We start from the raw sequence: 22,656 nt of genomic DNA, 5'->3' as shown, positions 1-22,656 counted from the left end.
TTCGTTGTGCCGCATGGCGTGAAAACAACAAAAGAGCGAAACCATACGGCCTGCTCTTTTAGCATATATGCAGCATCTTTTTATCAGTTTAAATTATACCATATATCAGAAATATTTAAAAATAAAATGATTCACTTAGTGAACTATTAACGTGAAATGAAAACAGAAAGATGTGCTGTGTGTACGCCCGGCTTAGAACATAAAGTGACCCTTGGTTCACTTATTACCTTATGCTTTGACAGTGGGGATTATGTAAAGAACTTACGCATCACTGAAAAATGCGTCAGATAATCTGTCCAAAATATACGTTATATCCGCAAATGTTGTCTGTTTATCAAATAATGTGTAAAACAACCTGACAAAAAGAGTGAATTTTCTGTTTTTAACTCTATATTAAAACTATGTTCTCATTATTCATAATGTGCAAAGTGTTTTAAGGGGGAATTCATATTGGAACAGATGATTAGTACAATAAGTGAAATGATTTGGAGTACGTCGATGCTTTATCTATGTATAGGAGTGGGACTTTTATTTACTATTCTCACTAGATTTGTACAAGTTCGATATTTGAAAGATATGGTTACTTTATTGTTTAATGGAAAAAGTTCTGAATCGGGCGTTTCGTCTTTCCAAGCGTTAACACTTGCTTTATCAGGGCGCGTAGGAGTTGGAAATATTGCGGGAGTTGCAACAGCAATTGCATTCGGTGGTCCAGGAGCAGTTTTTTGGATGTGGTTTATTGCTTTTATAGGTTCAGCTAGTGCATTTATTGAATCGACACTTGCTCAAATTTATAAAGTAAAAGATAAAGGAGAATACCGAGGTGGGCCTGCTTATTATATTGAAAAAGGCATGGGAAAGAAGTGGTATGCACTGATTTTCGCTTTTGCCGCACTGCTAGCTATGAGTGTACTTGGACCAGGAGTGCAAGCAAATTCAATTACAGCAGGGTTAAATAATGCATTTTCAATTCCGCTTTTAACGTTCGGAATTGTACTTGTTGTTATTTTAGGATTAATTATTTTTGGAGGCGTTAAGCGTATTGCTGCCGTGGCACAATATGTTGTTCCGTTTATGGCCATTGGATATGTTCTTGTTTCGTTAGTGATGATCGGATTGAACATTCAAGCTTTACCAGGAGTCCTTGCTTTAATCTTTAAAAGTGCGTTTGCACTTGATTCTACCTTCGGCGGAATTATTGGCATGGCTATAGCGTGGGGAGTCAAGCGAGGTGTATATTCAAATGAAGCGGGTCAAGGTACCGGAGCTCACCCCGCGGGAGCAGCGGAAGTCTCACATCCTGCCAAGCAAGGTCTGGTACAAGCTTTTTCAGTTTATATTGATACGCTGCTTGTATGCTCTGCTACAGCCTTTATGATTTTAATTACAGGTTCTTACAGCACCCAAGCGCCAGATGGTTCGTTCATTGTGGATCATTTAAAAGGAGTTGAAGCCGGGCCTCAATATACGCAGCAAGCAGTTGAGACGGTGCTTCCTGGATTCGGATCAGGGTTTGTAGCTGTTTCTCTCGTGTTTTTCGCCTTTACTACGATTATGTCACAGTATTATATTGCGGAAACGAACTTAGCTTACGTAATGAAAGGCAAACAAAATAAAATAGTATCCATGTTCCTTAAGGCAGCTCTTTTAGCCACTACTTTATACGGATCTATCCGAACGGCTGAAACTGCATGGGCATTAGCAGACATCGGAGTTGGAATAATGGTTTGGCTCAATTTAATTGCAATTTTGATTTTAGCTAAACCTGCTTTAATAACTTTAAAAGATTATCGCCAGCAGAGAAAACTAGGGATAGACCCTATCTTTTCTCCAAGGAAATTAGGAATTCAAAACGCTGATTATTGGGACGAGGAATATCAGCATGATCAAGATAAGGAAAATGTTTCATAAATCAAAAAAGCCAGCTGGGGTTATCCCGTTGGCTTTTTTGATTTATGAAGAAGCTCTTTTGACCGCTTGAAGATGGTAATGATTCGTTCTTTTCGGGTATAATGTGGCGTGAAGCGTCCTCAATTTATTTTCGTTTGAGCATTTATTTATAATAGAAGACATATAAAAGGACGGTGGTATGTAAATGACTAAAAAAGAAAATGAATCCATTTATATTCAGCAGCATTTAGCAAATGAACGAACGTATTTAGCGTGGATTCGAACGTCTATTGCCACACTCGGCATTGGCTTTGTTGCAGGCGGCCTACATTTCAATTCCGGAAAAAAATTAAGTGAAGCAGCCGATACTATTATTATTGCTGTTATTATCTTTTCTTTAGCTGCAAGTGCAGGTTTGCTTCTCTTCTCAACCTATCATTATTTTTCAACCCGCAAAAAAATTAACAGCCAAACGTATCAATCATCTTACGCTTTGGTTATTTTTGTTTTAATGATTATGCTGATGCTGATCGGCGCTCTTATGTTTTACTTTTTTAACATAGCGTAAAAAAGTTTAAGATATAAGAAAAAAAGGAAAGCAGTCCCAGAGAATTTACGGTTTTATGAAAGAAAAAGAAGATCTATTGATATGGTAGTAATGGCAGATGTAATTATAATAATATCTTCTTTATGAACCGACTGTATAATTTTACAGGTTAAATTCTTTGTTAACCGCGGATAATGGAAAAGGAAAGCTTTATAAGCTGAAACTTATCCAATACATGTTGAACATAAAAATTGAATATGAATTTCACTGCAGGGTGAAGCGAAAGTAAAGGAGAACGCTGTTATGATTCAAACATCTAAGACCGTTGCCGCTCGTTTTTTTACGGAGCGTTTCTTTGATCAGGCTGCTCAAACAGCCTACTATTTTTTGTTATCTTTTGTACCGTTTATTATCTTTCTTTTTTCTCTGCTGAGTTTCTTTCCAATTGATACAAACAATTTGCTGATATTTATTGAACCATTTACGCCTAAAAGCGCCTATGACGTAATTGAAAGGTCAATTGAAACAGTTAACAATAGCGGGAAAAAAGTTTTATCTTTTAGTTTATTGGCGACTTTTTGGCTCGCATCTATGGCTATACAATCTTTGGTTCGCTCGTTAAATGATGCGTATCATATTCAAAGAAAACAAACGTTTTTACGCGGTTTAATCAATGATTTAATTTTAACTTTTGGTTTTATGGTTGTGGTAGCTATTTCATTATTTGTACCAATTACTGAAGAGGTCATTCGACATTTGGTACTAACAAAAGTCCATGTTCCTGACATATGGTTTCAAAGCTGGACGACAATTAGATGGGGAATTGGGACATTATTTTTATTAGGCTTTTTTATTCTTTTTTACAAACTGATGCCAAGCGCAAGAGTAACGTGGAAAGATGTATTTCCAGGAGCTGTTTTCTCCACGCTAGGATGGCAAGTTGTATCTACCGGATTTGGATACTATGTCCAGTTTGGAAGCTACTCGCAAATCTATGGTCAGCTTGGAAGTATTATTATTTTAATGGTCTGGTTTTATTTAACGGCCGCTATTTTATTAATTGGCGGTTTAATAAACGGTAATAAGTTCATCAAAGCTCACAACACAACGTATAGAGACGCGGAAAATGACTAGGGAAACCTAGTCGTTTTTTTATATTCAGTTTTACAGTTAGAAAGTCTGAATTTGAAGCGAAAACAGATCAAGACAAAGAGCAGGAGTCAAAGCGTGATCTTGAATAAAATATAAAAGGTAAACACTTCCATTCATCATATGTTTTTTGTATGATTAATGAGAAGTGTTTTTTTATGGGAGGGAGAATTCTGTGATTTTGGTTAGTTCCTGCTTAGCAGGTCAAGGGTGCAGATATAATGGAAGCAGTGCCTTAGTTAAGGAAATTGAAGCGCTGGTTGAAAATAAAGAAGCGGTGATGATGTGTCCGGAACTGTTAGGTGGATTTCACACGCCTAGAGAACCGGCAGAAATTATAAAAGGAACGGGAATAGACGTAATAAACGGAAATGCGCGAGTTATTGAACGATCGGGAAAAGACGTGACAGATATATACATAGACGGGGCCTATAAGGCACTGAGCATCGCAAAAGAAATAAAAGCTACTGTTATTGTACTAAAAGAAAACAGCCCTTCATGCGGAAGTGAACATATATATAACGGAGCATTTTCAAATGTTAAAATAGCCGGTGAAGGGGTAACGACTGCGTTGCTAAGAAAGCATGGTTTTATCGTTATGTCCGAAGCTCAATTTGCAGCTGAAATGCATGGAGACCAATCATAATCAAAAAAAGCGTACACCATGTGTGTACGCTTTTTTATAAAATTTTATTTACTGTGAAGCGTATCTGCTGTGCTTTCTGTTCGTGTTACCGCATAAAGAGAGCAGAAAAGACCAAGCAAAACAAAAATAGACCCGATCCAGCCGTTATAAATAACAGAGTATTGATTAACGACAATTCCTCCAACATAGGAGCCGATCGCAATTCCTACGTGTGAAATCGCTGCATTAGTGCTGATTAAAATGTCCGACGTTTCGCGTGCACTATGAATAATTAAATTGCTTTGAGCCGGTGAGACCGCCCAGCTGAGCGCACTCCAAATGATCATAAGAAGCAAGAACACAACAAATGGTAAATGAACGCCAAAAGGCATAGCAATCATGCTAACAAAAAAGAGAGCAATCATGGTGATAACAGACGAAGAAGGGTTCCATCTATCAGAAACAGCTCCTCCAAGTCCTCCTCCTGCCACGGCAGCAAGACCGAAAATACCATAAATAATGGTCACCATCGTTGTATTTAATCCTAGCGTTTCTTGTAAAAATGGTGTGAAGTACGCATAAAGCGTTAAATGACCCGCAAGTACAAACAATGTTGCTAGGTGAATAGCGAGCATTTTTTTATTGCGTAAAGCTTTTACCTGAGTTTTTAACGGTACAATTGGAGCAGGAGCTAGACGCTCCATTGTAAACCAAACGGTAATCATAATAATGGCAGTCAAAATTGCAATCATAACAAATACTTGACGCCAGCCAAGCGCATTTCCAATCAAAATACCAAGAGGAATACCTAAAACAAGTGAGCCGCTGATTCCCATAAATACGATGCCAATTGCTCTGCCTTGGTATTCAGGTTTTACCATTCTAGAAGCCATTGTGGTAGATAATACAATGATAAAAGAACCGCTCGCAGCAGCAAGAATACGTCCAATTAGTAGCATATAATAGCCCGAACTGTAGGCTGAAAATACATTGCTCAATAAGAAAATAAATAATGTCCACATATAAACTTTTTTACGCTCTATCTTAGCCGTCACATTTAGTAAAATCGGCGCAGACAAGGCATAAACAAACGAATAAATAGAGATTAAATAACCTGCTTTTGCTAATGATACATGAAATGCATCGGCAATTAAGTCTAAGATGCCTCCTAGAATTAATTCGACCGTTCCAACAACAAAGGAAGCAATCGCAAGTATGTAAACTTTTTTATTCATCAAAAAACCCCCTCTTTGAAAAGTTACAACTAGAATAGTAACCTTTTTTAGAAGGGATTTCAATAGGTAATATTAAAAAGGTTACTAATGAATTAGTAACCTTTTTAATATCGCAGTCGAGTAAGCAGCTCCATGATCTCAGAATCTTGAAGAAGCTGCTCTTGATATTTCTTTGTAATATGGGTAAGTGCGACGTCATGATAAAAGAAATCAGCAAAAACTTTTACAAGCGGCTGCGACATTGTCTTAATTGCTTTCCATGTCTCATGTTCAATGCCGGCAAATAAAAGGTAAGCGTCGTCAACAATAATCAACTGCGACGGCTCAAGGTTTTTATGATCATCTATTGGATTTAATGTATGTAAATGTTTGAGGGCAGTCTGCAAGTTTCCTATGGTTAAGACCTCGACGTTTACGCCTTGTTTCTCTTTTTCTTCTAGCAATGAGCGGTAATGTGCTAACTCATCATTCCAAGCGGATAAAATAATAGAAGATTCCGCTTCATGAATCAATTGTTCAATGTGAGCAGAAATAGAGGATTTATCTTTTAAACTCCAAACATGATCATCTGTAAACGTTTTTTTAATTTTATATGTTTTTAATTCATTAATATCATTTTCAAAATCAGCAGTAAGTTTTTGAATGACGGTTTGAAGGGCTACCGCTGAGTAAAGTTTCTTTTTCCCGGACAATGTATTTACTACAATACCTTTATCAATTAAACGATTAAGCACTTCATAAATTTTTGCTTTTGGAACATGCGAATACGTAACAATCGAACTAGCATCCAGCGGGCCATCATTCGCAAGCAGCGCTTCATATACTTGACTTTCATACTGAGAAAAACCAAATTTTTGCAGCATAATTTTCTATTCATCATCCTTTCTTTTTTTAAGTATATCACGGTTCGTAAAAGTATTACTAATTGTATCAGATATAATAATCTTATTAAACTATGTTCTAAATAATCATTAAAAATAAGATAAGCTATTAAAGGATCTTTATTACAGGAAAAATATTTTTAACCATGTACTTTCTATACTAAAACACTCAACATTGGGTAAAGAAAAGAAAGAGGTGAAAAAAATGAAGAAAAATGAAAAACTACTGTTGAAAAAAATGAACATAAAACAGCAAAGAGAAGTGGCTGCTCAGCTTGAAGACGTACTGGATTCCTTACTGTCCCTTGAAGAAAAATTATGCTCAGCACCTGATAATAAGGAGTGGCTTTCTTTACAAGCTCAGCTTGAAAAAAGAGAACATGAGCTGAAATTCAAGCATAAGATGCTGTGTGAAGAATGGACAGCACTATAAAAGACAGGCATTTTGTCTGTCTTTTATTGCATCTAAATTTTCATTACTCGAATAGGGCTAACCATCAAAATAGCTAAAATAATCATAAGGTAAGGGTTTACGTAATAAAACATGCCAAGCAGTGCGATAATTAGAGCTGGAAAAGGAATAGGAAGCCCTATAAAATAACCTTTGGTTGGATTTGCACTAAATTTAGCTAATCTTAATGCACCCATGCTTGGATAAATCATAAAAGCGAGTACCGTTAGCCAAGAGTGGGGAGAAAGAGTATGAAATAGTATTGCAGGCGCTACGCCAAAGCTTATAATATCAGCCAAAGAATCTAGCTCTACACCAAACTCACTGTTAACTTTCAGCTTTCTTGCAATTTTGCCGTCAAATAAATCGAAAAAAGCGGCTAGAAAAATAAAAAGAGCAGCTAAGCGTTCGTAGCTATTCATATTAAAAGCTATGGAAAATACGCCGCTTAGCAAATTTCCAATCGTAAAGAGATTCGGAACCCATTTTAACAGTCGAAGAATCAATGTCATACACCCGCCTTTCACAGTGTGTACGATTAGTGTAACTGTTAAATCGTATTATTATGTGAGATGTCAGATAAAAAGAAGGTAGTATTGAAACCTGGCTGTTGTTCCTGTAATATATATATCGTATAATACGATAATAACTAAAAATACGATATAAAGGAGCAGGATCATGAAAGCAGCGGAGTTAAACAGCTATTGGACGTCTATTTATTATCATTTGCACTATACGCATCAAGAGAAAATTACACACCAAACAATACGTCTTTTACAGCATATAGATAAATCATCTTCGGTTGGAATAAAAGAAATTGCGGATTATTTACACGTTTCACATAATACGGCATCTGAACATGTAAAGAGAAATATTGATAAAGGGTATGTATATAAAAATAGAGGTATACATGATGAAAGAAAAGTAATTCTGCATTTAACAGAAGCAGGAAAAGACCTATTAAAACGGAATTCAAGCTTGGATGAAGAAAAAGTATCAGCTATTTTACGCGAAATGACAGCATCTGAAAAACAGCTGATTCAACAGGCTTTTCAGTTATTGAGCGAGCGTGCAAAACATGTATAGTATCATCAAAATTTTAATGTCGGCTCTTATTATTGCAGGGGTAACAGAAATGGCCAAAAGATTTCCGACATACGGTGGAATTGTGGCTGCTCTTCCTATTGTGAGTTTACTGAGTATTGTTTGGTTATCAGTGCAAGGAGAAAAAAGGGAAGTGGTCAGTCAATTTACGCTCGGAGTTCTTTATGGACTGCCAGGCACTATTTTATTACTTGCTGTCGTCTATATTTGTTTAAAAAATTCACTTCATTTGTTTATGAGTTTATCCATAGGAGTAGTGTGTTGGGGTCTGTTTTTGGGGCTTCAAAAGATTTTGTTTAAAATAATTACTACATAAACTGTTGGAATTTAATCCAATTTTCTGTAAAATAAAAGTCTAAGTAAAAGATAGGAGCTGAGTAGAGTTGAGTTTAGCAGAGAAAAAGTTAGGAATTGACCGAGTTGTTTTTATCGGTAGAACGTTTGAAGAGTATAGAGCTATGTTTAATTTGAATGAAAAGTATTTAAAAGGAAAAAAAGTGTTAGATTGTGCTAGCGGGGCCTGTTCTTTTACTGCTCATGCCTTGCAGCAAGGTACGGAGGCTACTAGCTGTGATATTGCCTATAAATTTACGGCAGAAGAGCTTGAAAAGAAAGGAAGCCTGGATTTAATTCATACGATGAATCAAATGCAGCACGTACAGGAACAGTATGTGTGGAAGTATTTTTTGTCTATTGATGATTTAACTGAACATCGAAAAAGAGCATTAAAAGATTGTATTGCTCATATGAAAAAGAACCCCGAAGCCTATCAGTACGGAGCACTTCCTAATTTGCCGTTTCAAAAGAACGAGTTTGATTTAACTCTTTGTGCAAACTTTTTATTTATGTACAGCGACCGGTTAGATTATGCGTTTCATTTAGAGGCTTTAAAAGAACTGATACGCGTTACAAAAGAGGAAGTACGTTTGTTTCCTTTAACGAATTTGAGCGGCAAGATTTCTATCTATTTGCCGCAGCTATTAGAAGAGATTGCGCCTCTAGTAAAAGGAACAGAAATAGCAGACGTCCCGTATGAATTTCAAAAAGGTGCCAATCAAATGCTGAAAATATATGTATAACAAATATAACGAAAGCCGCTTTTAGTTAAAGCGGCTTTTTAACATTCAAACGTTTTTTGGCAGTTTGAGTATGCTTCGTTATGGGTTCAGATCCAAGCGCTTTAGCTAAACCGAACGAAGGCATATTCACATATACTGATTCATAATTTCCTGCAGGAATGACGTACGTTTCATGATAAATGCCAACCGCGTTCGTTTTTGAAGCCTGTTTATAAAAAGAATTCCAAGCTTTTAAGTGCTGAGGACCTTTGGCATAGGAGGTCAATTGATCAACTGACTCCCAATATTGAATCAGCGTGATGGTTCTTAAATTAAAAGTTCCTTGCAAAGATAAAAAGCCAAGGTTTTTGTTTGCATACAATTCGCGAATCATAGGAGGCATTGCTTTAAATACAGGGAACCATTTGTGTACGGCTGTCCATTTATTAATACGCATTCCTATAACAAACACGACCAAATCCTGACCGGGCTTAGCCATCATTCGATTGGAATGAATCATAAATTATGCGCCTCCTCATCATATAATTTATTAATCGTATCTTTGCACCATTCTATCGAAGCACACGTTGTTCGTTTACCGTAGTCTAGGGTAATAAGCCAATATGTTCGTTCGGGAGAAGGGCTGTTAGAAATGCTGTCTTCGATTCCGCAATACATGTGATAACGTTCAGTTAGTTTCTGCTGAGCGTTTTTTAACTGGGAAATTGTGAGCTGCTTTTCTTGCTGACTACTAAAAAAGAGTTTTAACAAAAGTTCATTTCTTTCTGAAGGGAGCTGCTTAATAGGTTCACGCAGCCAATCTTGCAGAACTTCTTTTCCTTTAGTTGTTATTACATATTCTTTTTTATCTGGTTTATCAGTTTGAGCAACGGAATTGACCGTTGCTAGTTCATCATTCACAAGCTTTTGTAAAGTGGGGTAAATTTGGCCATAACTGATTTTCCAAAAATGATTTAAACTTCGATCCATTAACTGCTTAATTTCATAACCAGTTCTGCATTCCGTGGTAAGCAGTCCTAAAATTGCATATTTTGTTTGATTTTCCTTCATTTTTTCCTCACTTATATCTTTTTGATATATATATATTACCATAAACAGGATGCTCTTCAATAAAAAAACGCGAGAGTTATGCACTCTCGCGTCTAAAAAAGGTTTGTATTGCTGAACCATCATTTGCGAAGCAGCAATAAATAAAAAGATAAAGCCTCCACACATTAGCAACATGACAGCACCTATTCTCCATAAAAGCTTTGGCATCAGCATATCTCCTTTTTTGAAGTTATTACCTATAGTGTAAAGAATAGCTTGCAAAAATTCTAGTCATAACTAAATATAATTTTATGACTTTTTTAGACTGACTCTTCCTTTGGATCATCTTCATCAAAAATAGGAACTTCCGTATACGTGTCTTCTTTTTCGAAAGAGGAAGAAGAATTCTCTTTTTCCTCTTGTGCAGGCTTCGTTTTGCTAGAAGAAATATCTGATTTAGCGTTTTTTAACTCTTCCATGTCTTTTTGGATTTGGTCCGTGAAATCTTTTGGTATAGCTCCGCTTCCGTATGTAGCTCCGATGTTTAAAGTACCGCCGAGTTCTTTAATGCCAACTTGGCCAATATTGTTGTTTTGTTCGTACTTATCAAGAAAAAATTTATCAATATGAATAGGCGGGGGAGCATTTTCTAAGAGTACGGCTCTTTGGTGAATCGCTTTTACTTCTTCTTGAAGAGAAGACGTTCGTTTTAGCATGTCCACCTGTACTTCAGTTAAAAGCGACATGCTGCGCTCTAATGCTGAAACTCTGTTATCTAGTTCGGTCATTTTTTCGATATAAGGAGCCGTTTTTTTCTCTACAGATTGTTCTACCAAGCTAGTTAAATCCGGATAAGGTACAGCTTCTTTCTTTTTATCACGAGGGCTTTGTATAGAGATAATTTGTTCCAACTGCGCTACTTTTTCTTTTAAAAAATGAAGCTGCCTAGCAGTCTCTTGCATGTCTTTTGTATATGATTGTTCTGTCTTTTTGTGAGCTCTTCTTTGTGAAGATGAAGAATCGTTGGAAAGCGTGGGCTGAGCCTCCAGCTGTTTTTTAAGCATTATAAGAGAACCAATTTGCGGTTCGAGTTTTAAAAAACGGTTCATGTGAACTTCAAGCGTGTTAATGCGCTTGATTTGATGTTTGAAGTCCGCTAGCTCAGTGTGAAGATGTTGGTTAGTCTGTTTGGGGTTGAAAAATCCTTTCATAGACATTTCGCTTCTCCTCATCTTGGGCTTATTTCCGATGTAATAACAGTTAGATAAATATATATTGGTCCAGTTTGGAAATTCACGTTAAATTCTTTGCGTTTATAAATGCTTATGTGAACTATTGAATTTCATTCATAAAACTACTAAGCCTTATTCAATGTGAATACGTTCTTCTTGGAAAAACTGCCTGTGATAAGAAAGAATAAGCAGTCCATTTTCAAATTTCGCACGCAGATGATGCGCATCCGTAGGCTCTGGCAATTCAATAATTCGGTTAAAGTCTCCAGAAGGTCGTTCTTGTACAACCGGCTGTCCTGTGATGAGAGGGTGCGGTGAACCTTTTAATAGAAGCCGGCTGCCTGAAACAGAAACGTGCAAATTTTCTTTTAGATAGCCGGGCAAGTCAGCGATAATAATGATTTCATGTGAGGTAACGTAAATGTCAACAGGTGGAAAATTACTTTTAGAAGCCTGAGGCGCCTGATATGAATCAGGAGCATTCATATCCATATTTTCTTTCATAAATTCGTTAAAAGCAGTTTGATCAAAAACACCGTTCCAAAAGTCATTTGTTTGATATTTTTTAGCAAATTCCATCCACTGCATAAGTTTATCAAAGTCCATATGGTTTCCTCCTTACCACACATCATAAAAAGATGGAATTTGAATATAGTTTGAAAAGGGGGTGGTTTAAATGGCAGGTGCATCTATAAATATTAATATTTTAATGCTAAAGATAAATTCCTTTGAAAATGCGTCTGCAGTAAATATCGGACAGAATTTACTAGCAGACTGGAATAATTCAGATAAAAAAACACAGGGATTTGGGCAAAATTTTGGTGATGATAGCGGCTTTATAGGAACAAGAAGCTGTGTCGATGATCGAGATCAAATTGACAGCCCATCATCTTTTCAAAAAGTGCCCATTTCATAGAAAAAGCCTAATAAATATAGCCAGTTCAGATGCAGGTTATATTTATTAGGCTTCCGATTAAATGCTAATAGACGAATAGATGAAGATATGCTGCTAGTTGTGCGCAGTAGAGGTAGAGGAGACGAAAAAAATTAAATTACGCTATTTTTAACTGAGTTTGAATCATTTACATCTGAGTCTATAATCCATGAGAACGGAGTTACGTTCGGAGAAAAATCTCCGTTTGATTCTCCCAGACCTTGATTACGTTTATAAGATACGAACACATCAAGCTGCTGATTAGGTCCTATGCTTAAAACGGATGAATTATCCAAAACGTTCACTTTGAAGGCTTGTAAGTTAATGACCATGGGCGAAAAAATCATATGGTTTCCTCCTTATTTATCATTTTTTGTTGCAAATGCATCTACATAATCATTATCTACAGTTTTTTGAGCAGATCCTGCTGTAAAACATTGATCAGCGTGCTGCTGTCCGAAGGCCTGATTTTTCTTTGCTGTGACATATCTTGTAACTTTTGACGTATTTCCAATAGAAATACTGCTTGCTTGATCAGCACTGCGAACGTTCAATTTTCCTAGGTTGATTTTTGTTGAGTCGAATAGCATATTATTCTCCTTTCAAACGACAGGTCTTCTAAGTCTTTAAAAGCTTATTGTAGCTTCTTTGAAAATATGAATAATACATGGATTCATTCAGAGAGTAGAAGTGGTCTACTGTAGCGTATTGTAGTTCTGTGTAAAACGTGAAAAGATTTTAAAACCTCGACAGGAAAAGGAGGAAATAATAAAAATGCACGATATTTTACATGCTGTAAACACATCAACAGTAAAAAGTGTGTTGGCAACGATTGTTCATGTAGAAGGATCCTCATATTTAAAAGAAGGAACGTCCATGCTGTTTCAAGAAAACGGGGAGAACATCGGGATGTTGAGCGCTGGTTGTGTAGAAGCAGATATTTCTGAGCGCGTAAAAGAGTTGTTCCACACTGAGCACGTATTAACCGTTACGTATAATTTAAAAGAAGAAGGTGATGCAGGATGGGGACAAGGAGCAGGCTGCAATGGAATCCTCTATATTCTCCTAGAACCTGTAACTGCGAGGATGAAGCAAAATCTTTTGCGGGTAAAACGTCATTTAGATAACCGAAATCCTGTTTTGCATATTAAAAAATTAGAAAAAAACTTTATTCAAACAACCTCTTTTTATGTAGAAAAGACGGGCGAAACATTTGGTGCAAATCGCGACGAATCATCTTTTGCAACAGATGATTGGAATGGGAGAAAGAGCGGTATTCAACTTTCAAATTGCTCCCTGCTCACATATGCTCATCTATATAAACCAAAGCCTCGTCTAGTTATCTGGGGAGCAGGTGCCGATGCAAAATATTTAGTATCACTTGCTGCCAATACGGGGTTTTCTGTTACCTTATGCGACTGGAGACCGGCTTTATGTAATAAGGAACATTTTCCGCTAGCAGAGGAAATACATATTGGATTTCCAGAGGAAGTAGACAAACAGTTGTCCATACAAAGCGATGATTTTGTTGTGATCATGACGCATAACTTTTATCGCGATCAAGAAATTCTCTCGCTATTAAAATCAAACCCTGTGAAGTATATAGGAGTTTTAGGATCTAAAAAGCGAACACTTCGATTATTGAATACTGATATTTCTTCACGCATTCATTCGCCGGTAGGACTTTCTATAGGAGCGGTAGGACCGCAGGAAATTGCCGTTAGTATTCTTGCTGAATTAATTCAAAACCTCCGAATGTATGATGAAAAAAAGGGGTGAAAATGTCCGGGTTAAATATTGTTGCTGTTTATCTTGCCGCGGGAGCTAGTAAAAGGATGGGCAGAAATAAACTGCTGCTGCCTTTAGGGAATGGATGTTTGGGGAGTAAAGCTTTACGAAAAGCGGTTTCTTCAAAAGTAAATCATACGATAGTAGTAACTAAGAAAGGAGATCATCTTGAGTGGATTGACCCTATTCTTTTTTCAGAAGCATATCAGCAGAAGTGGAGTCATACTTCTTGTAGTAGCGCTTTAAAAGGTCAGTCTGCGTCTTTAAAATGCGGATTAAAAAAAGCAAAAGAATTAAACGCTGATGCTATTATTGTGCTGTTGGCAGATCAGCCTCTTATAAGTATCGTACTGATAGATACATTTGTTTCTTTGTTTGAGAATCACTCTTCCGTTCCGTATATTTCATCTTTTTATCAAGGAATTGCCAGAGCACCGGTTTTATTTTCAAAACAAATGTTTTCAAGCTTGGATAAGCTGCAAGGAGATCAAGGGGCAAGAAAAATCATAAGACAAAGCGGACCTGAAAATGGAATATTTTACGAATGGACCGACGCTTCCCTTTTTATGGATGTTGATACAAAACAAGCGTATGAACACATTAAAAAGATATACAAAGAGAAACGTTGACTGTTTTGATTGATGGAGGTGAAAAGAGTGAAGATCATTGGAAAAAGCGTTATTCGAAAAGATGCATTGGAAAAAGTAACGGGTACGGCTCGATACACAAATGATTACATGTTTAAAGGCTCCCTGCATGCCAAAATAGTAGTCAGCCCTTACGCTCATGCAAGGATTCAAGCAATAGACGTCCAAGCGGCGATTGCTACTCCCGGTGTTCACGCGGTTGTGACGGGTGAGCATTTGCCGTTAACCGGGGAAGGAGTTCGTGACCGGCGACCGCTTGCATTTGAAAAAGTGCGGTATCACGGAGAAGCCGTAGTCCTGGTAGTAGCAGAAACCCCTGCACTCGCTGAGCGTGCGGCGAGTTCTGTTCATATTCAATATGAGCCGTTACCTGTGGTCCATTCTCCTAGCGAAGCAATTAAGTCTGAGTCTCCTTTGGTGCATGAAAATATGCACGTCTACAAGCATGATGAAACGGTGTATCCAGAGCCCGGCACCAACGTAGCAAACAGAGTTAAAATACGAAAAGGCAATATAGAAGAAGGTTGGCAAAAAAGTGAGTTAATAGTTGAAGAAACATTTTCTCTGTCTCCTTCAGATCACGCGGCAATGGAAACAAGAAGCGCCGCTGCTGAAATCCTTCCAAATGGATTAGTTAAAATTATCACTTCTTCTCAAGCTCCTTTTATGGTGAAAAAATTAATCAGTGAGTACTTTGAAATTGAAGCGGGAAAAGTGATCGTTGAAACACCGCTAGTAGGAGGAGGGTACGGAGGGAAAGCAGCTGTCCAGCTGGAGCTGCTTGCTTATCTAGCTTCAAAAGCTGTGGGTGGAAGGCTGGTTAAAATATTGAACACAAGAGAAGAAGATATGCTTACTTCGCCTGCTCACGTAGGTCTAGATGCTAAAATTAAGCTAGGTTGTTCTAAAGAGGGACTCTTGCAGGCTGCTGACATTCTTTATTTGTTCGACAGCGGTGCTTACGCAGATAAAGGAACGGACTTGAGTAAAGCAGCAGCAGCTGACTGTACGGGACCTTATCGTCTTGAACATATTTTTTGTGATTCATTATGTGTATATACAAATCACCCTTACGCTTCCCCTTTTCGAGGATTTAGCCATTCGGAACTATTATTTGCGTTCGAGCGCACGATGGACATCCTTGCTAAAAAAGCAGGTATAGATCCTTTGGAGTTTAGAGAAAAAAACGCTATTCTGCCGGGTGATACCACGCCTACGCAAGTACGTTTAACTTCTAGCAGCGTTGGTAACTTACCGGAATGTATTCGTCGCTTGAAGCAGCTAATGAAATGGGAGGAAGGACAGAGAACGGTTCATGAAAACGGCCTTGTTACTGCCAAAGGGATTAGCTGCGTCTGGAAAACCTCCACTATTGAAACAAACGCAGGTTCAGGTGTTATTCTCACATTCAATCCTGATGGAAGCGTAAATTTGATGTCTGGCGTTATTGAATTAGGCACGGGGACAAAAACAGTGCTCGCGCAAATACTGGCTGAAAAATTGCAGATGCGAGTGGAACGTATTCATGTGCGAATGGAAGTAGATACTCAAACGACTCCTGAACATTGGAAAACGGTGGCTAGCAGAGGCACTTTTATGGCAGGAAGAGCGGTTTTAGAAGCGGCTGAAGATGTGATTAACCAATTAAAAAAGATAGCTTCTTGTATATTTCGAGCTTCTGAGGAAGATATCGAAATAAAAAATGAAAAAGTGTTTTTACGGGATGAGCCTGAAACCTCCTTGGACTTTAAAGAAATTGTGTATGGCTATAAATACCCGAACGGAAATGCAATTGGAGGGCAAATCATAGGGAGGGGCAATTATATTTTAAGAGGGATGACCTACTTGGATAAAGAAACGGGAGCTGGGCGTCCCGGTCCTGAATGGACGGTAGCAGCTGAAGGAGTCGAAGTGGAATATAACCCTAGAACGTATCGATATCGTATTATAAAAGCTGTCTCTGTTATTGACATAGGAACCGTATTAAACGAGAAAATGGCAAGAGGGCAAGTCATGGGTGCGATGAGTATGGGACTATCGTTTGCAGGCAGAGAAACATTTTGGTTTGATTCAAATGGCCGTATTTTAAACCCTCAGCTTCGGAAATATCGTCCTCTTCGCTACGGGGAGCATCCGGAGTACGTAGTAGATTTTGTTCATACGCCTCAATTGGATGCTGCGTACGGCGCTAGAGGAGTTGGAGAACACGGGCTGCTTGGTATGCCGGCTTCTTTAGGAAACAGTTTAACCGCGGCAGCAGAAACAGAATTAAATCAACTTCCTCTTATTCCAGAATTAATTTGGAGAATGAAAGAAGGGCATACAGATGATTTCATTTGACTTTGAATATTATAAACCTGCAACCGTTTCTGAAGCGATTGCCTTGTTTCAAGAGTTAGAGAATCAAGGCAAGCAGCCGCGTTATTATGCTGGAGGTACCGAAATTCTGACATTGGGCAGACTGAATTTATTTGTTACTCATGCTGTCATTGATATAAAAAAGATACCGGAATTTCAAAAAGCGGAAGCTAATGAACACTGGATGATTTTTGGTGCAGGGGTAACGTTAATTGAACTGGAAGAGAAAAATTTGTTTCCTTTATTAAGTAAGTCTGCAAGCGAAGTGGCTGATCACACGGCTCGAAATAAAATAACGCTAGGAGGGAATATTTGTGGGCATATCTTTTATCGAGAGGCCGTATTGCCGCTGCTTTTAGCGGATAGTCAACTCGCAGTGGCAGGTCCTGGTGGAATAAAGCTCCATTCGATTCACGATCTTTTTCACCGGCGTTTGCAGCTGGAAAAAGGAGAGGTGCTTGTTCAGATGTTTGTTGAAACCAAGTATGCTGACCTGCCATATATAAGTATAAAAGAGCGACAGCAGTGGGATACAGGATATCCGCTAGTGACAATAGCAGCTTTAAAAACAGAAGAAAACATTCGGGTAGCTTTCAGCGGAGTATGTTCGTTTCCTTTTCGCTCGGCTGAAATAGAAGAAGTGCTAAACCGTAAAGACACTCCATTAGAAGCTCGAATTCAAACTGCTCTTGAGTATATACCTGCTCCAATTTTAAATGACGGAGAAGGATCGGATCAATATCGCAAATTTGTGATTAAAAATTTATTGTTTGATATTTTCAAAGAGCTGGGAGGAACGTAATGTGCTAAGAGATGAACGGTATAGAATAACAATTAAGCTAAAGGTTAATGGGGAAGAAAAAATGATTGATATCCGAACAGCAGATACGCTGCTTTACGTATTAAGAGAAAAGTTGGGCCTTACCGGAGCGAAACCAGGCTGTTTAAATGGAGACTGCGGGGCTTGTACAGTAGGGATAAATCAGCGGCCAATGAAATCTTGCCTCATGTTAGCGGCAGAAGCAGAAGAGAAAGAAATAGTGACTATAGAAGGACTGAAGAGTTCACCTATGCAAAAAGCTTTTATTGAACACTTTGCTTTTCAGTGCGGTTATTGTACATCGGGTTTTATTATGAATGCTCATTTGCTTTCCAAACGCCATCCTTCAGGCAGTGACGATATTATAAAGGAGTGGTTAGCTTCCAATATATGCAGATGTACAGGATATAAAGAAATTGAAGACGCAGTAAAATCTGTTTTACACTTTTCGGAGCGCGAGTGAGAAAAGAAAAAGCAGAATTAGAATAACACTTACACGTGTTTAGAATAGTATGTGCTAAGGGTGTGGAGAATGTGGAATGGAAAAGCGGCTTTGACAAAGAAAGGGAACTTATCTTTGCCATTCAACGAGATCTGGATGTAGTAACAGCCATATTATTATTAACTGGCCAAATAACAATTATAGGAGTATTTGTGACACCCGGCGCTTTTCGTATTTCAGTAGGCGGACCTATTACAGGAACCAGTCGCATAGAAGGAAAAGACGGAAATGCGGGAATTAATATTATTATTGATATGATTGATGTGTTTCTTGCGGCTTTGCTGCTTAATAACCAGATTAATGTGTCGGGCGCCTTTATTTCTTCTGGAAGGTTTACCATTAACGTAAGTGGGCCTATTTTTGGCGTTCCTAAAACAGAACCTGCATTAAGTGAACTGAATCAATCCTCTCAGTTTTTTCATCGTACGGTATCAAAACATTTTTATGTAAATCCTGACTTAGTTGAAAAATTTACAAAGGACTGATTAAGATGTCATTAACGGATATACCTACAGTAAGACCTTCAGAGACGAGTGTTTTTCTTATCGCGCTGCCACTTATTATTTTTATTTTTTTCTTTACTCAGCCAAAAGCAGCAGACGTTAAAAATCATATAGCATAATGGTGTTTTATCACTGGGCACAGAAGCTGCCTATTTTTCTGTTCGTATCATTGCCTCTTCATTCATTAAGCCCCTAACGCTTTTCTTTTGCGTCATGTTTCATTAAAATGAACATAAACATATATGTAGAGAAAAGAATAATCTAGTGTTTTCTAACGTTATAAAATAGCTTACTATGCGAAGAAAGCGTCTATAATAAAACAAATGAAACTTTTGCGTGGTCAACTGACGATGCTTTTTATTTTTACAAACTGCAGTGAAGGCAGAAAGGAGAGAATTCGATGAGTTTGCGCGAACGGCTGCTGTATGTAGCGGAACATTATAAACAAGTTGGTGGAGACGTACTTGTAAAACACGAAATCGAAAATATGCTTACACGCAGGCTTCCGATTTCTCTTTATCGATTGGAGCATATAAATCGAGAAGAAATGCGCATATCGGGACACCACGGTGAAACATTTCCTTACGTGATCCTTGCCAATAAGAATATAGAGAGTGATGTGGTGGTCGCGTATTTATTCAGTGAAGACGGTCAGCGCATTTACTTAGTCATGATGAAGGGAGATTCAGAAGAAGGAACTGATCTGAAAGACATTCGATTTTTTACTCCTGAACATGCCCGCGTATTTAAAGATAATCATATTGTCATTGGTACAAGCATGGAAGCGAAAAGCTTTGAGGATAGAGTAGCTCTTTACCTTCCTTACAATATAGCAGACTTACCTAGCAATGATCAGCTTCAAGACGACTTGCATTTACTGCTGAGTATGCATGAACAGTATATAAAAACATATGGAATGAGCAAAGAGATGGTTGGAGACAAAGACGCCATTGTCCATATTCATGAATATATTAAGAAATCTGGATTTACATATGAACGACAAGATATAGCTAACGCCTACTTTGCTTTAAAGACCAAGCCTTTTATTGTTTTATCAGGAATGAGTGGGACAGGAAAAACAAAGCTTGCCCAGCTCTTAGCAGATAGTATTGGTGCCACGATTGAAAACGGAAGGCAAGTGCTCATTCCAGTTCGACCCGATTGGCACGATAGTTCAGATTTATTAGGATATATTGATTTAAGAGGAGATTTTCGCAGAGGATCGTTTCTGTCGATTATGCAGCAAGCCATTCAGCATCCAGCTTACACATATGTTGCCATATTGGATGAAATGAACTTAGCTCGAGTTGAACATTACTTTAGCGATATCTTAAGCGTGATGGAAAGCAGGAGCTGGTCAAAAGAGAAAATTAAAACCGCTCCGTTATTTCCTGGACATAAGATGTTCCGAGATATTTATTTGCCATCCAACCTTCTCATTATCGGTACCATTAATATGGATGAAACAACTCATGGGTTTAGCCAAAAGTTATTAGATCGTACCAATACCATTGAGTTAAATAAGATTCAACTAGATTCTTTTGACTTTTTAAATGATAGAGATCCATCCCGGAACAGCATTCAAAATGTACAAATTCAAAGTCAATATGTTCACTTAAAAGATGCGTATGATGAACATGCTGAGCTCATTCACGAAGTAACAAATGAATTGCTAACCGTCAACGAGATGCTTATAGAAGTCGATTTACAAATAGGTTACCGCGTACGCGACGAAATATGCTTTTATTTAATTTACGCGGTGAAAAGCGGAATGTTTACATTTGATCAGGCGTTTGATTTTCAGATTTTGCAAAAAGTTTTGCCTCGTATTTCAGGAAGCGATGGGTACACATTTGATTTATTAAAAAACCTTTATTATTACTGTACAAATACGCTGTTAGATGATGAATTTGAGACAGCTGTCGTAAATGCAGATGGAATGAGATTTCCTAAAAGCGCACGCAAAATAATGGAGATGATGAGACGTTTTGAAGTATACGGATACACGTCATTTTGGATTAATACCGTACGTTGAAATTGAAACTGACACGTGTACGGTGGTTATAAAAGGGAAAAATAAGAAAAAAATAAAATCTGCAGAAGAAGTGATGTTTTTTTCTTGTACGGGAAAAGGAATTACACATGTAAAAGTATTAAATCAAACAAAAGGAATGATGACTTCAAAACCGCCGCTTGAGCCTTTATTTTTTGAAAATGAAACCTATCAAATTACAGTTGTTTCTAAAAATGAAACAAGCCTGTTTGTTAACCACGATTCAAAAGCAGTTGAACAAAGTTTTCAAAGCGTAGGATTTCCCTACATTTTGACGGGAAATATAAGCTTTCAAAATGAAGTAGGGTATTCTACGTTTCATGTTTACAGTGAAAGAGAAAAAGAGCTGTCCTTTACTCTTGAAATTTTCCCCTCAAAGATGAGCTACAAGACAGATTATGTACACATGGTTGATGAAGTGAACGGATACATTCATGATTTGGCATACGATATGCTTCGTAAAACGTATATTGAAGCAAAATCTGTTTGGTCTAAGCGAGCAACATGGACGGAATTTTATCATGTTCTCTCTCACTATATGAAACCCTTTCTTCATTCTGTGCGTCAGATTGAAAATCAGCCGTTTCAATCGGTAAAAGTTGAACATGAGCTCATGAGAGGAGATCAAATAAAAAAACAAGATAGCCGTGCTATATCTTTTGTCCGAACACACCCTACCTATCTTGCATCTTCAAGCAGGGGGATTAAAATTAATCGAAATATAAAAGTGGTACCCACAAAAGCGATTGGCACCAGGCATGTGTCTACCTATGATAATCTGGAAAATCAAAGTGTGAAGTGGATGATGACGCAGCTGTACCATAAGCTAACCGTACTAATTGACAAATTGATAGAAGATAGATATGTAAAAAAAGAAGCGGTGTCGGCTCTAGAAACTAATCATACCGAATTAAAAAGACTGTTAAATAATGTGTTTTGGCAACGGGTGAAGACCCTACAAGCTTCAACTCTTCCTTCTACACTGCGTGCGGCACCCCGCTACCGGGAAGCAAGCAGATACTTTATGTTCTTAACGCGAGGATTGGCTCTTAACGGAGAATTTTACCACCTTTCATTAAAAGATATCGCAACTCTCTACGAATACTGGACGTATGTTAGTCTGTTAAAAAGGTTGCAAACTTATGGCAAGCGGATAGAACAAAACATCATGACAACGACAGAACAAGGGTTGAACGTCAGAATGCAGCCTTCTTATCATCGTTTTCAAGTCGGGAAAGCAGAAGTCACGCTATGGTATCAGAAAGCATACCATCATACTCATACCGTTATTCAAAAGCCGGACTTGCTGCTTGAAGTAAAGCAAGGGGAGAAAAAAAGTGTATATCTTTTTGACGCTAAGTATCGTATTAAACCAAATCACGATACGCCCTCTCCTAGAGAAGAAGATATTAATACCATGCATCGTTACCGAGACGCTATTGTGGAGGAAAATGGAATAAAACCGGTACAAACAGCGATTGTGCTGTTTCCAGGGAAAGCAGAGGGCTATAAGCAGCATCATTTTTATAAAAGTATTGAACGTGTTGGAGTTGGTGCGCTGCCTTTTTTGCCTGGAGAAGAAGGGTTGGTAGAAGAGTTTATTGAAACTATTTGTACGGTAGAACCACATTTTTTCAGCGCTGAGTAGGTGAATAGTAAAAGGTGAACAAGTCTTTTTTTATGCATTGACATAGTGTTAAGTTTTTTATGTTTTGATGACATTTCGAGATTTTAGTTGTATTTTCCTGTTGAATTTTCTAGAATAGTAGAGAATAAAACCGTATCGAAAAGAAGTCGTATCATGTGCAGAGAACGTATCAGGAGGACAA

27 protein-coding genes are annotated in these 22,656 nt (G+C 37.8%); 18 read left to right on the top strand and 9 right to left on the bottom strand.

Going from position 1 to position 22,656, the window contains the following annotated elements; translation table 11 throughout:
• Positions 1–450 precede the first annotated feature (450 nt).
• From Q5794_RS13755 to Q5794_RS13740, 4 genes are all read left to right on the top strand, one after another.
• The gene (locus tag Q5794_RS13755; protein WP_214988247.1) at positions 451–1,911 is read left to right on the top strand and encodes a sodium:alanine symporter family protein; all 1,461 of its coding nucleotides are present in this window, start codon (positions 451–453) and stop codon (positions 1,909–1,911) included.
• A gap of 184 nt (positions 1,912–2,095) precedes the next feature.
• On the top strand, positions 2,096–2,458 hold the full coding sequence (locus Q5794_RS13750) for a YidH family protein (protein ID WP_214988246.1): 363 nt from the start codon (positions 2,096–2,098) through the stop codon (positions 2,456–2,458).
• 282 nt (positions 2,459–2,740) lie between these two features.
• A complete protein-coding gene (locus Q5794_RS13745) occupies positions 2,741–3,571 on the top strand; it encodes a YihY/virulence factor BrkB family protein (protein ID WP_057236246.1) in 831 nt (276 codons plus the stop codon).
• A gap of 190 nt (positions 3,572–3,761) precedes the next feature.
• Positions 3,762–4,232 carry a DUF523 domain-containing protein gene (locus Q5794_RS13740; protein ID WP_057236249.1) on the top strand — a complete coding sequence of 157 codons (471 nt, stop codon included), beginning with the start codon at positions 3,762–3,764 and terminating at the stop codon, positions 4,230–4,232.
• Between the two features lie 44 nt (positions 4,233–4,276).
• Here the strand turns inward: Q5794_RS13740 and Q5794_RS13735 are convergent, their stop codons facing one another.
• Entirely contained in the window at positions 4,277–5,446 is a 1,170-nt protein-coding gene (locus Q5794_RS13735; protein ID WP_214988243.1) for an MFS transporter, read from the bottom strand.
• Positions 5,447–5,550: 104 nt separating this feature from the next.
• Entirely contained in the window at positions 5,551–6,309 is a 759-nt protein-coding gene (locus Q5794_RS13730) for a TrmB family transcriptional regulator (RefSeq protein WP_050689717.1), read from the bottom strand.
• 223 nt (positions 6,310–6,532) lie between these two features.
• On the opposite strand from Q5794_RS13730, the gene Q5794_RS13725 reads away from it, so the two are divergent.
• Positions 6,533–6,760 (top strand): hypothetical protein, encoded by a 228-nt coding sequence (locus Q5794_RS13725; RefSeq protein ID WP_028408327.1) that lies wholly within the window; start codon positions 6,533–6,535, stop codon positions 6,758–6,760.
• Between the two features lie 32 nt (positions 6,761–6,792).
• Here the strand turns inward: Q5794_RS13725 and pssA are convergent, their stop codons facing one another.
• Positions 6,793–7,284, bottom strand: a complete 492-nt coding sequence (pssA, locus tag Q5794_RS13720) for a CDP-diacylglycerol--serine O-phosphatidyltransferase (protein WP_214988313.1) — start codon at positions 7,282–7,284, stop codon at positions 6,793–6,795.
• A gap of 172 nt (positions 7,285–7,456) precedes the next feature.
• Between pssA and Q5794_RS13715 the strand changes: the two genes are divergently transcribed.
• The 3 genes from Q5794_RS13715 to Q5794_RS13705 all read left to right on the top strand — a co-directional run bounded on the left by Q5794_RS13715 (position 7,457) and on the right by Q5794_RS13705 (position 8,961).
• On the top strand, positions 7,457–7,864 hold the full coding sequence (locus Q5794_RS13715; RefSeq protein WP_214988241.1) for a MarR family winged helix-turn-helix transcriptional regulator: 408 nt from the start codon (positions 7,457–7,459) through the stop codon (positions 7,862–7,864).
• Positions 7,857–8,198: a DUF3147 family protein gene (locus tag Q5794_RS13710; RefSeq protein ID WP_214988240.1), complete on the top strand. Its 342-nt coding sequence runs from the start codon at positions 7,857–7,859 to the stop codon at positions 8,196–8,198. Before Q5794_RS13715 ends, Q5794_RS13710 begins: the two co-directional genes overlap by 8 nt.
• A 67-nt stretch (positions 8,199–8,265) precedes the next feature.
• Positions 8,266–8,961: an SAM-dependent methyltransferase gene (locus tag Q5794_RS13705; protein ID WP_214988238.1), complete on the top strand. Its 696-nt coding sequence runs from the start codon at positions 8,266–8,268 to the stop codon at positions 8,959–8,961.
• A gap of 25 nt (positions 8,962–8,986) precedes the next feature.
• Here the strand turns inward: Q5794_RS13705 and Q5794_RS13700 are convergent, their stop codons facing one another.
• The 4 genes from Q5794_RS13700 to Q5794_RS13685 form a co-directional block, all read right to left on the bottom strand.
• Positions 8,987–9,460, bottom strand: a complete 474-nt coding sequence (locus Q5794_RS13700) for a DUF4188 domain-containing protein (protein ID WP_057245044.1) — start codon at positions 9,458–9,460, stop codon at positions 8,987–8,989.
• Complete coding sequence (locus tag Q5794_RS13695; protein WP_214988236.1) at positions 9,457–10,011, bottom strand: PadR family transcriptional regulator; 555 nt, start codon at positions 10,009–10,011, stop codon at positions 9,457–9,459. Before Q5794_RS13695 ends, Q5794_RS13700 begins: the two co-directional genes overlap by 4 nt.
• A gap of 299 nt (positions 10,012–10,310) precedes the next feature.
• Complete coding sequence (locus Q5794_RS13690) at positions 10,311–11,207, bottom strand: hypothetical protein (RefSeq protein WP_374988051.1); 897 nt, start codon at positions 11,205–11,207, stop codon at positions 10,311–10,313.
• A 147-nt stretch (positions 11,208–11,354) separates the two neighbouring features.
• Entirely contained in the window at positions 11,355–11,828 is a 474-nt protein-coding gene (locus tag Q5794_RS13685; RefSeq protein WP_374988050.1) for an Hsp20/alpha crystallin family protein, read from the bottom strand.
• Between the two features lie 70 nt (positions 11,829–11,898).
• Here Q5794_RS13685 and Q5794_RS13680 point away from each other — a divergent pair, with 70 nt between their 5' ends.
• Positions 11,899–12,138, top strand: coding sequence for a hypothetical protein (locus Q5794_RS13680; protein WP_013057271.1), 240 nt, complete (start codon positions 11,899–11,901; stop codon positions 12,136–12,138).
• A gap of 131 nt (positions 12,139–12,269) precedes the next feature.
• On the opposite strand, the gene Q5794_RS13675 is transcribed toward Q5794_RS13680, so the two are convergent.
• Both Q5794_RS13675 and Q5794_RS13670 read right to left on the bottom strand, forming a co-directional pair.
• Positions 12,270–12,503 carry a hypothetical protein gene (locus Q5794_RS13675; RefSeq protein WP_013057270.1) on the bottom strand — a complete coding sequence of 78 codons (234 nt, stop codon included), beginning with the start codon at positions 12,501–12,503 and terminating at the stop codon, positions 12,270–12,272.
• A gap of 12 nt (positions 12,504–12,515) precedes the next feature.
• Positions 12,516–12,746, bottom strand: coding sequence for a hypothetical protein (locus Q5794_RS13670; RefSeq protein WP_013057269.1), 231 nt, complete (start codon positions 12,744–12,746; stop codon positions 12,516–12,518).
• A gap of 184 nt (positions 12,747–12,930) precedes the next feature.
• On the opposite strand from Q5794_RS13670, the gene Q5794_RS13665 reads away from it, so the two are divergent.
• The 9 genes from Q5794_RS13665 to Q5794_RS13625 all read left to right on the top strand — a co-directional run bounded on the left by Q5794_RS13665 (position 12,931) and on the right by Q5794_RS13625 (position 22,475).
• Positions 12,931–13,935, top strand: a complete 1,005-nt coding sequence (locus Q5794_RS13665) for an XdhC family protein (protein ID WP_374988049.1) — start codon at positions 12,931–12,933, stop codon at positions 13,933–13,935.
• 2 nt (positions 13,936–13,937) lie between these two features.
• Positions 13,938–14,573 (top strand): NTP transferase domain-containing protein, encoded by a 636-nt coding sequence (locus Q5794_RS13660; RefSeq protein WP_374988048.1) that lies wholly within the window; start codon positions 13,938–13,940, stop codon positions 14,571–14,573.
• Between the two features lie 27 nt (positions 14,574–14,600).
• Positions 14,601–16,931, top strand: a complete 2,331-nt coding sequence (locus Q5794_RS13655) for a xanthine dehydrogenase family protein molybdopterin-binding subunit (protein WP_374988047.1) — start codon at positions 14,601–14,603, stop codon at positions 16,929–16,931.
• Entirely contained in the window at positions 16,918–17,751 is an 834-nt protein-coding gene (locus Q5794_RS13650) for a xanthine dehydrogenase family protein subunit M (RefSeq protein WP_214988229.1), read from the top strand. Before Q5794_RS13655 ends, Q5794_RS13650 begins: the two co-directional genes overlap by 14 nt.
• 1 nt (position 17,752) lies before the next feature.
• Complete coding sequence (locus Q5794_RS13645; RefSeq protein ID WP_192993504.1) at positions 17,753–18,232, top strand: (2Fe-2S)-binding protein; 480 nt, start codon at positions 17,753–17,755, stop codon at positions 18,230–18,232.
• Between the two features lie 35 nt (positions 18,233–18,267).
• Positions 18,268–18,756 carry a hypothetical protein gene (locus Q5794_RS13640; protein ID WP_374988046.1) on the top strand — a complete coding sequence of 163 codons (489 nt, stop codon included), beginning with the start codon at positions 18,268–18,270 and terminating at the stop codon, positions 18,754–18,756.
• A 5-nt stretch (positions 18,757–18,761) separates the two neighbouring features.
• A complete protein-coding gene (locus Q5794_RS13635; RefSeq protein WP_256720676.1) occupies positions 18,762–18,893 on the top strand; it encodes a hypothetical protein in 132 nt (43 codons plus the stop codon).
• A gap of 281 nt (positions 18,894–19,174) precedes the next feature.
• Positions 19,175–20,809: an MrcB family domain-containing protein gene (locus tag Q5794_RS13630; protein WP_374988045.1), complete on the top strand. Its 1,635-nt coding sequence runs from the start codon at positions 19,175–19,177 to the stop codon at positions 20,807–20,809.
• Positions 20,763–22,475 carry a DUF2357 domain-containing protein gene (locus Q5794_RS13625; RefSeq protein ID WP_374988044.1) on the top strand — a complete coding sequence of 571 codons (1,713 nt, stop codon included), beginning with the start codon at positions 20,763–20,765 and terminating at the stop codon, positions 22,473–22,475. The genes Q5794_RS13630 and Q5794_RS13625 overlap by 47 nt, the downstream gene beginning before the upstream one ends.
• Positions 22,476–22,656 lie beyond the last annotated feature (181 nt).

The organism is Priestia megaterium (genome assembly GCF_041941685.1).
Taxonomy (GTDB): Bacteria; Bacillota; Bacilli; order Bacillales; family Bacillaceae_H; genus Priestia; species Priestia megaterium_C.
This window is presented reverse-complemented; position numbering and strand designations above follow the sequence as displayed.

What these genes read in the sequence shown, in the direction of transcription:
- Q5794_RS13750 (WP_214988246.1), top strand. Translation starts at nt 2,096, where the DNA reads ATGACTAAAAAAGAAAATGAATCCATTTATATTCAGCAGCATTTAGCA.
- Q5794_RS13745 (WP_057236246.1), top strand. Translation starts at nt 2,741, where the DNA reads ATGATTCAAACATCTAAGACCGTTGCCGCTCGTTTTTTTACGGAGCGT.
- Q5794_RS13735 (WP_214988243.1), bottom strand. Translation starts at nt 5,446, where the DNA reads ATGAATAAAAAAGTTTACATACTTGCGATTGCTTCCTTTGTTGTTGGA.
- Q5794_RS13730 (WP_050689717.1), bottom strand. Translation starts at nt 6,309, where the DNA reads ATGCTGCAAAAATTTGGTTTTTCTCAGTATGAAAGTCAAGTATATGAA.
- Q5794_RS13725 (WP_028408327.1), top strand. Translation starts at nt 6,533, where the DNA reads ATGAAGAAAAATGAAAAACTACTGTTGAAAAAAATGAACATAAAACAG.
- Q5794_RS13715 (WP_214988241.1), top strand. Translation starts at nt 7,457, where the DNA reads ATGAAAGCAGCGGAGTTAAACAGCTATTGGACGTCTATTTATTATCAT.
- Q5794_RS13710 (WP_214988240.1), top strand. Translation starts at nt 7,857, where the DNA reads ATGTATAGTATCATCAAAATTTTAATGTCGGCTCTTATTATTGCAGGG.
- Q5794_RS13700 (WP_057245044.1), bottom strand. Translation starts at nt 9,460, where the DNA reads ATGATTCATTCCAATCGAATGATGGCTAAGCCCGGTCAGGATTTGGTC.
- Q5794_RS13695 (WP_214988236.1), bottom strand. Translation starts at nt 10,011, where the DNA reads ATGAAGGAAAATCAAACAAAATATGCAATTTTAGGACTGCTTACCACG.
- Q5794_RS13690 (WP_374988051.1), bottom strand. Translation starts at nt 11,207, where the DNA reads ATGTCTATGAAAGGATTTTTCAACCCCAAACAGACTAACCAACATCTT.
- Q5794_RS13685 (WP_374988050.1), bottom strand. Translation starts at nt 11,828, where the DNA reads ATGGACTTTGATAAACTTATGCAGTGGATGGAATTTGCTAAAAAATAT.
- Q5794_RS13680 (WP_013057271.1), top strand. Translation starts at nt 11,899, where the DNA reads ATGGCAGGTGCATCTATAAATATTAATATTTTAATGCTAAAGATAAAT.
- Q5794_RS13675 (WP_013057270.1), bottom strand. Translation starts at nt 12,503, where the DNA reads ATGATTTTTTCGCCCATGGTCATTAACTTACAAGCCTTCAAAGTGAAC.
- Q5794_RS13670 (WP_013057269.1), bottom strand. Translation starts at nt 12,746, where the DNA reads ATGCTATTCGACTCAACAAAAATCAACCTAGGAAAATTGAACGTTCGC.
- Q5794_RS13665 (WP_374988049.1), top strand. Translation starts at nt 12,931, where the DNA reads ATGCACGATATTTTACATGCTGTAAACACATCAACAGTAAAAAGTGTG.
- Q5794_RS13660 (WP_374988048.1), top strand. Translation starts at nt 13,938, where the DNA reads ATGTCCGGGTTAAATATTGTTGCTGTTTATCTTGCCGCGGGAGCTAGT.
- Q5794_RS13650 (WP_214988229.1), top strand. Translation starts at nt 16,918, where the DNA reads ATGATTTCATTTGACTTTGAATATTATAAACCTGCAACCGTTTCTGAA.
- Q5794_RS13635 (WP_256720676.1), top strand. Translation starts at nt 18,762, where the DNA reads ATGTCATTAACGGATATACCTACAGTAAGACCTTCAGAGACGAGTGTT.
- Q5794_RS13630 (WP_374988045.1), top strand. Translation starts at nt 19,175, where the DNA reads ATGAGTTTGCGCGAACGGCTGCTGTATGTAGCGGAACATTATAAACAA.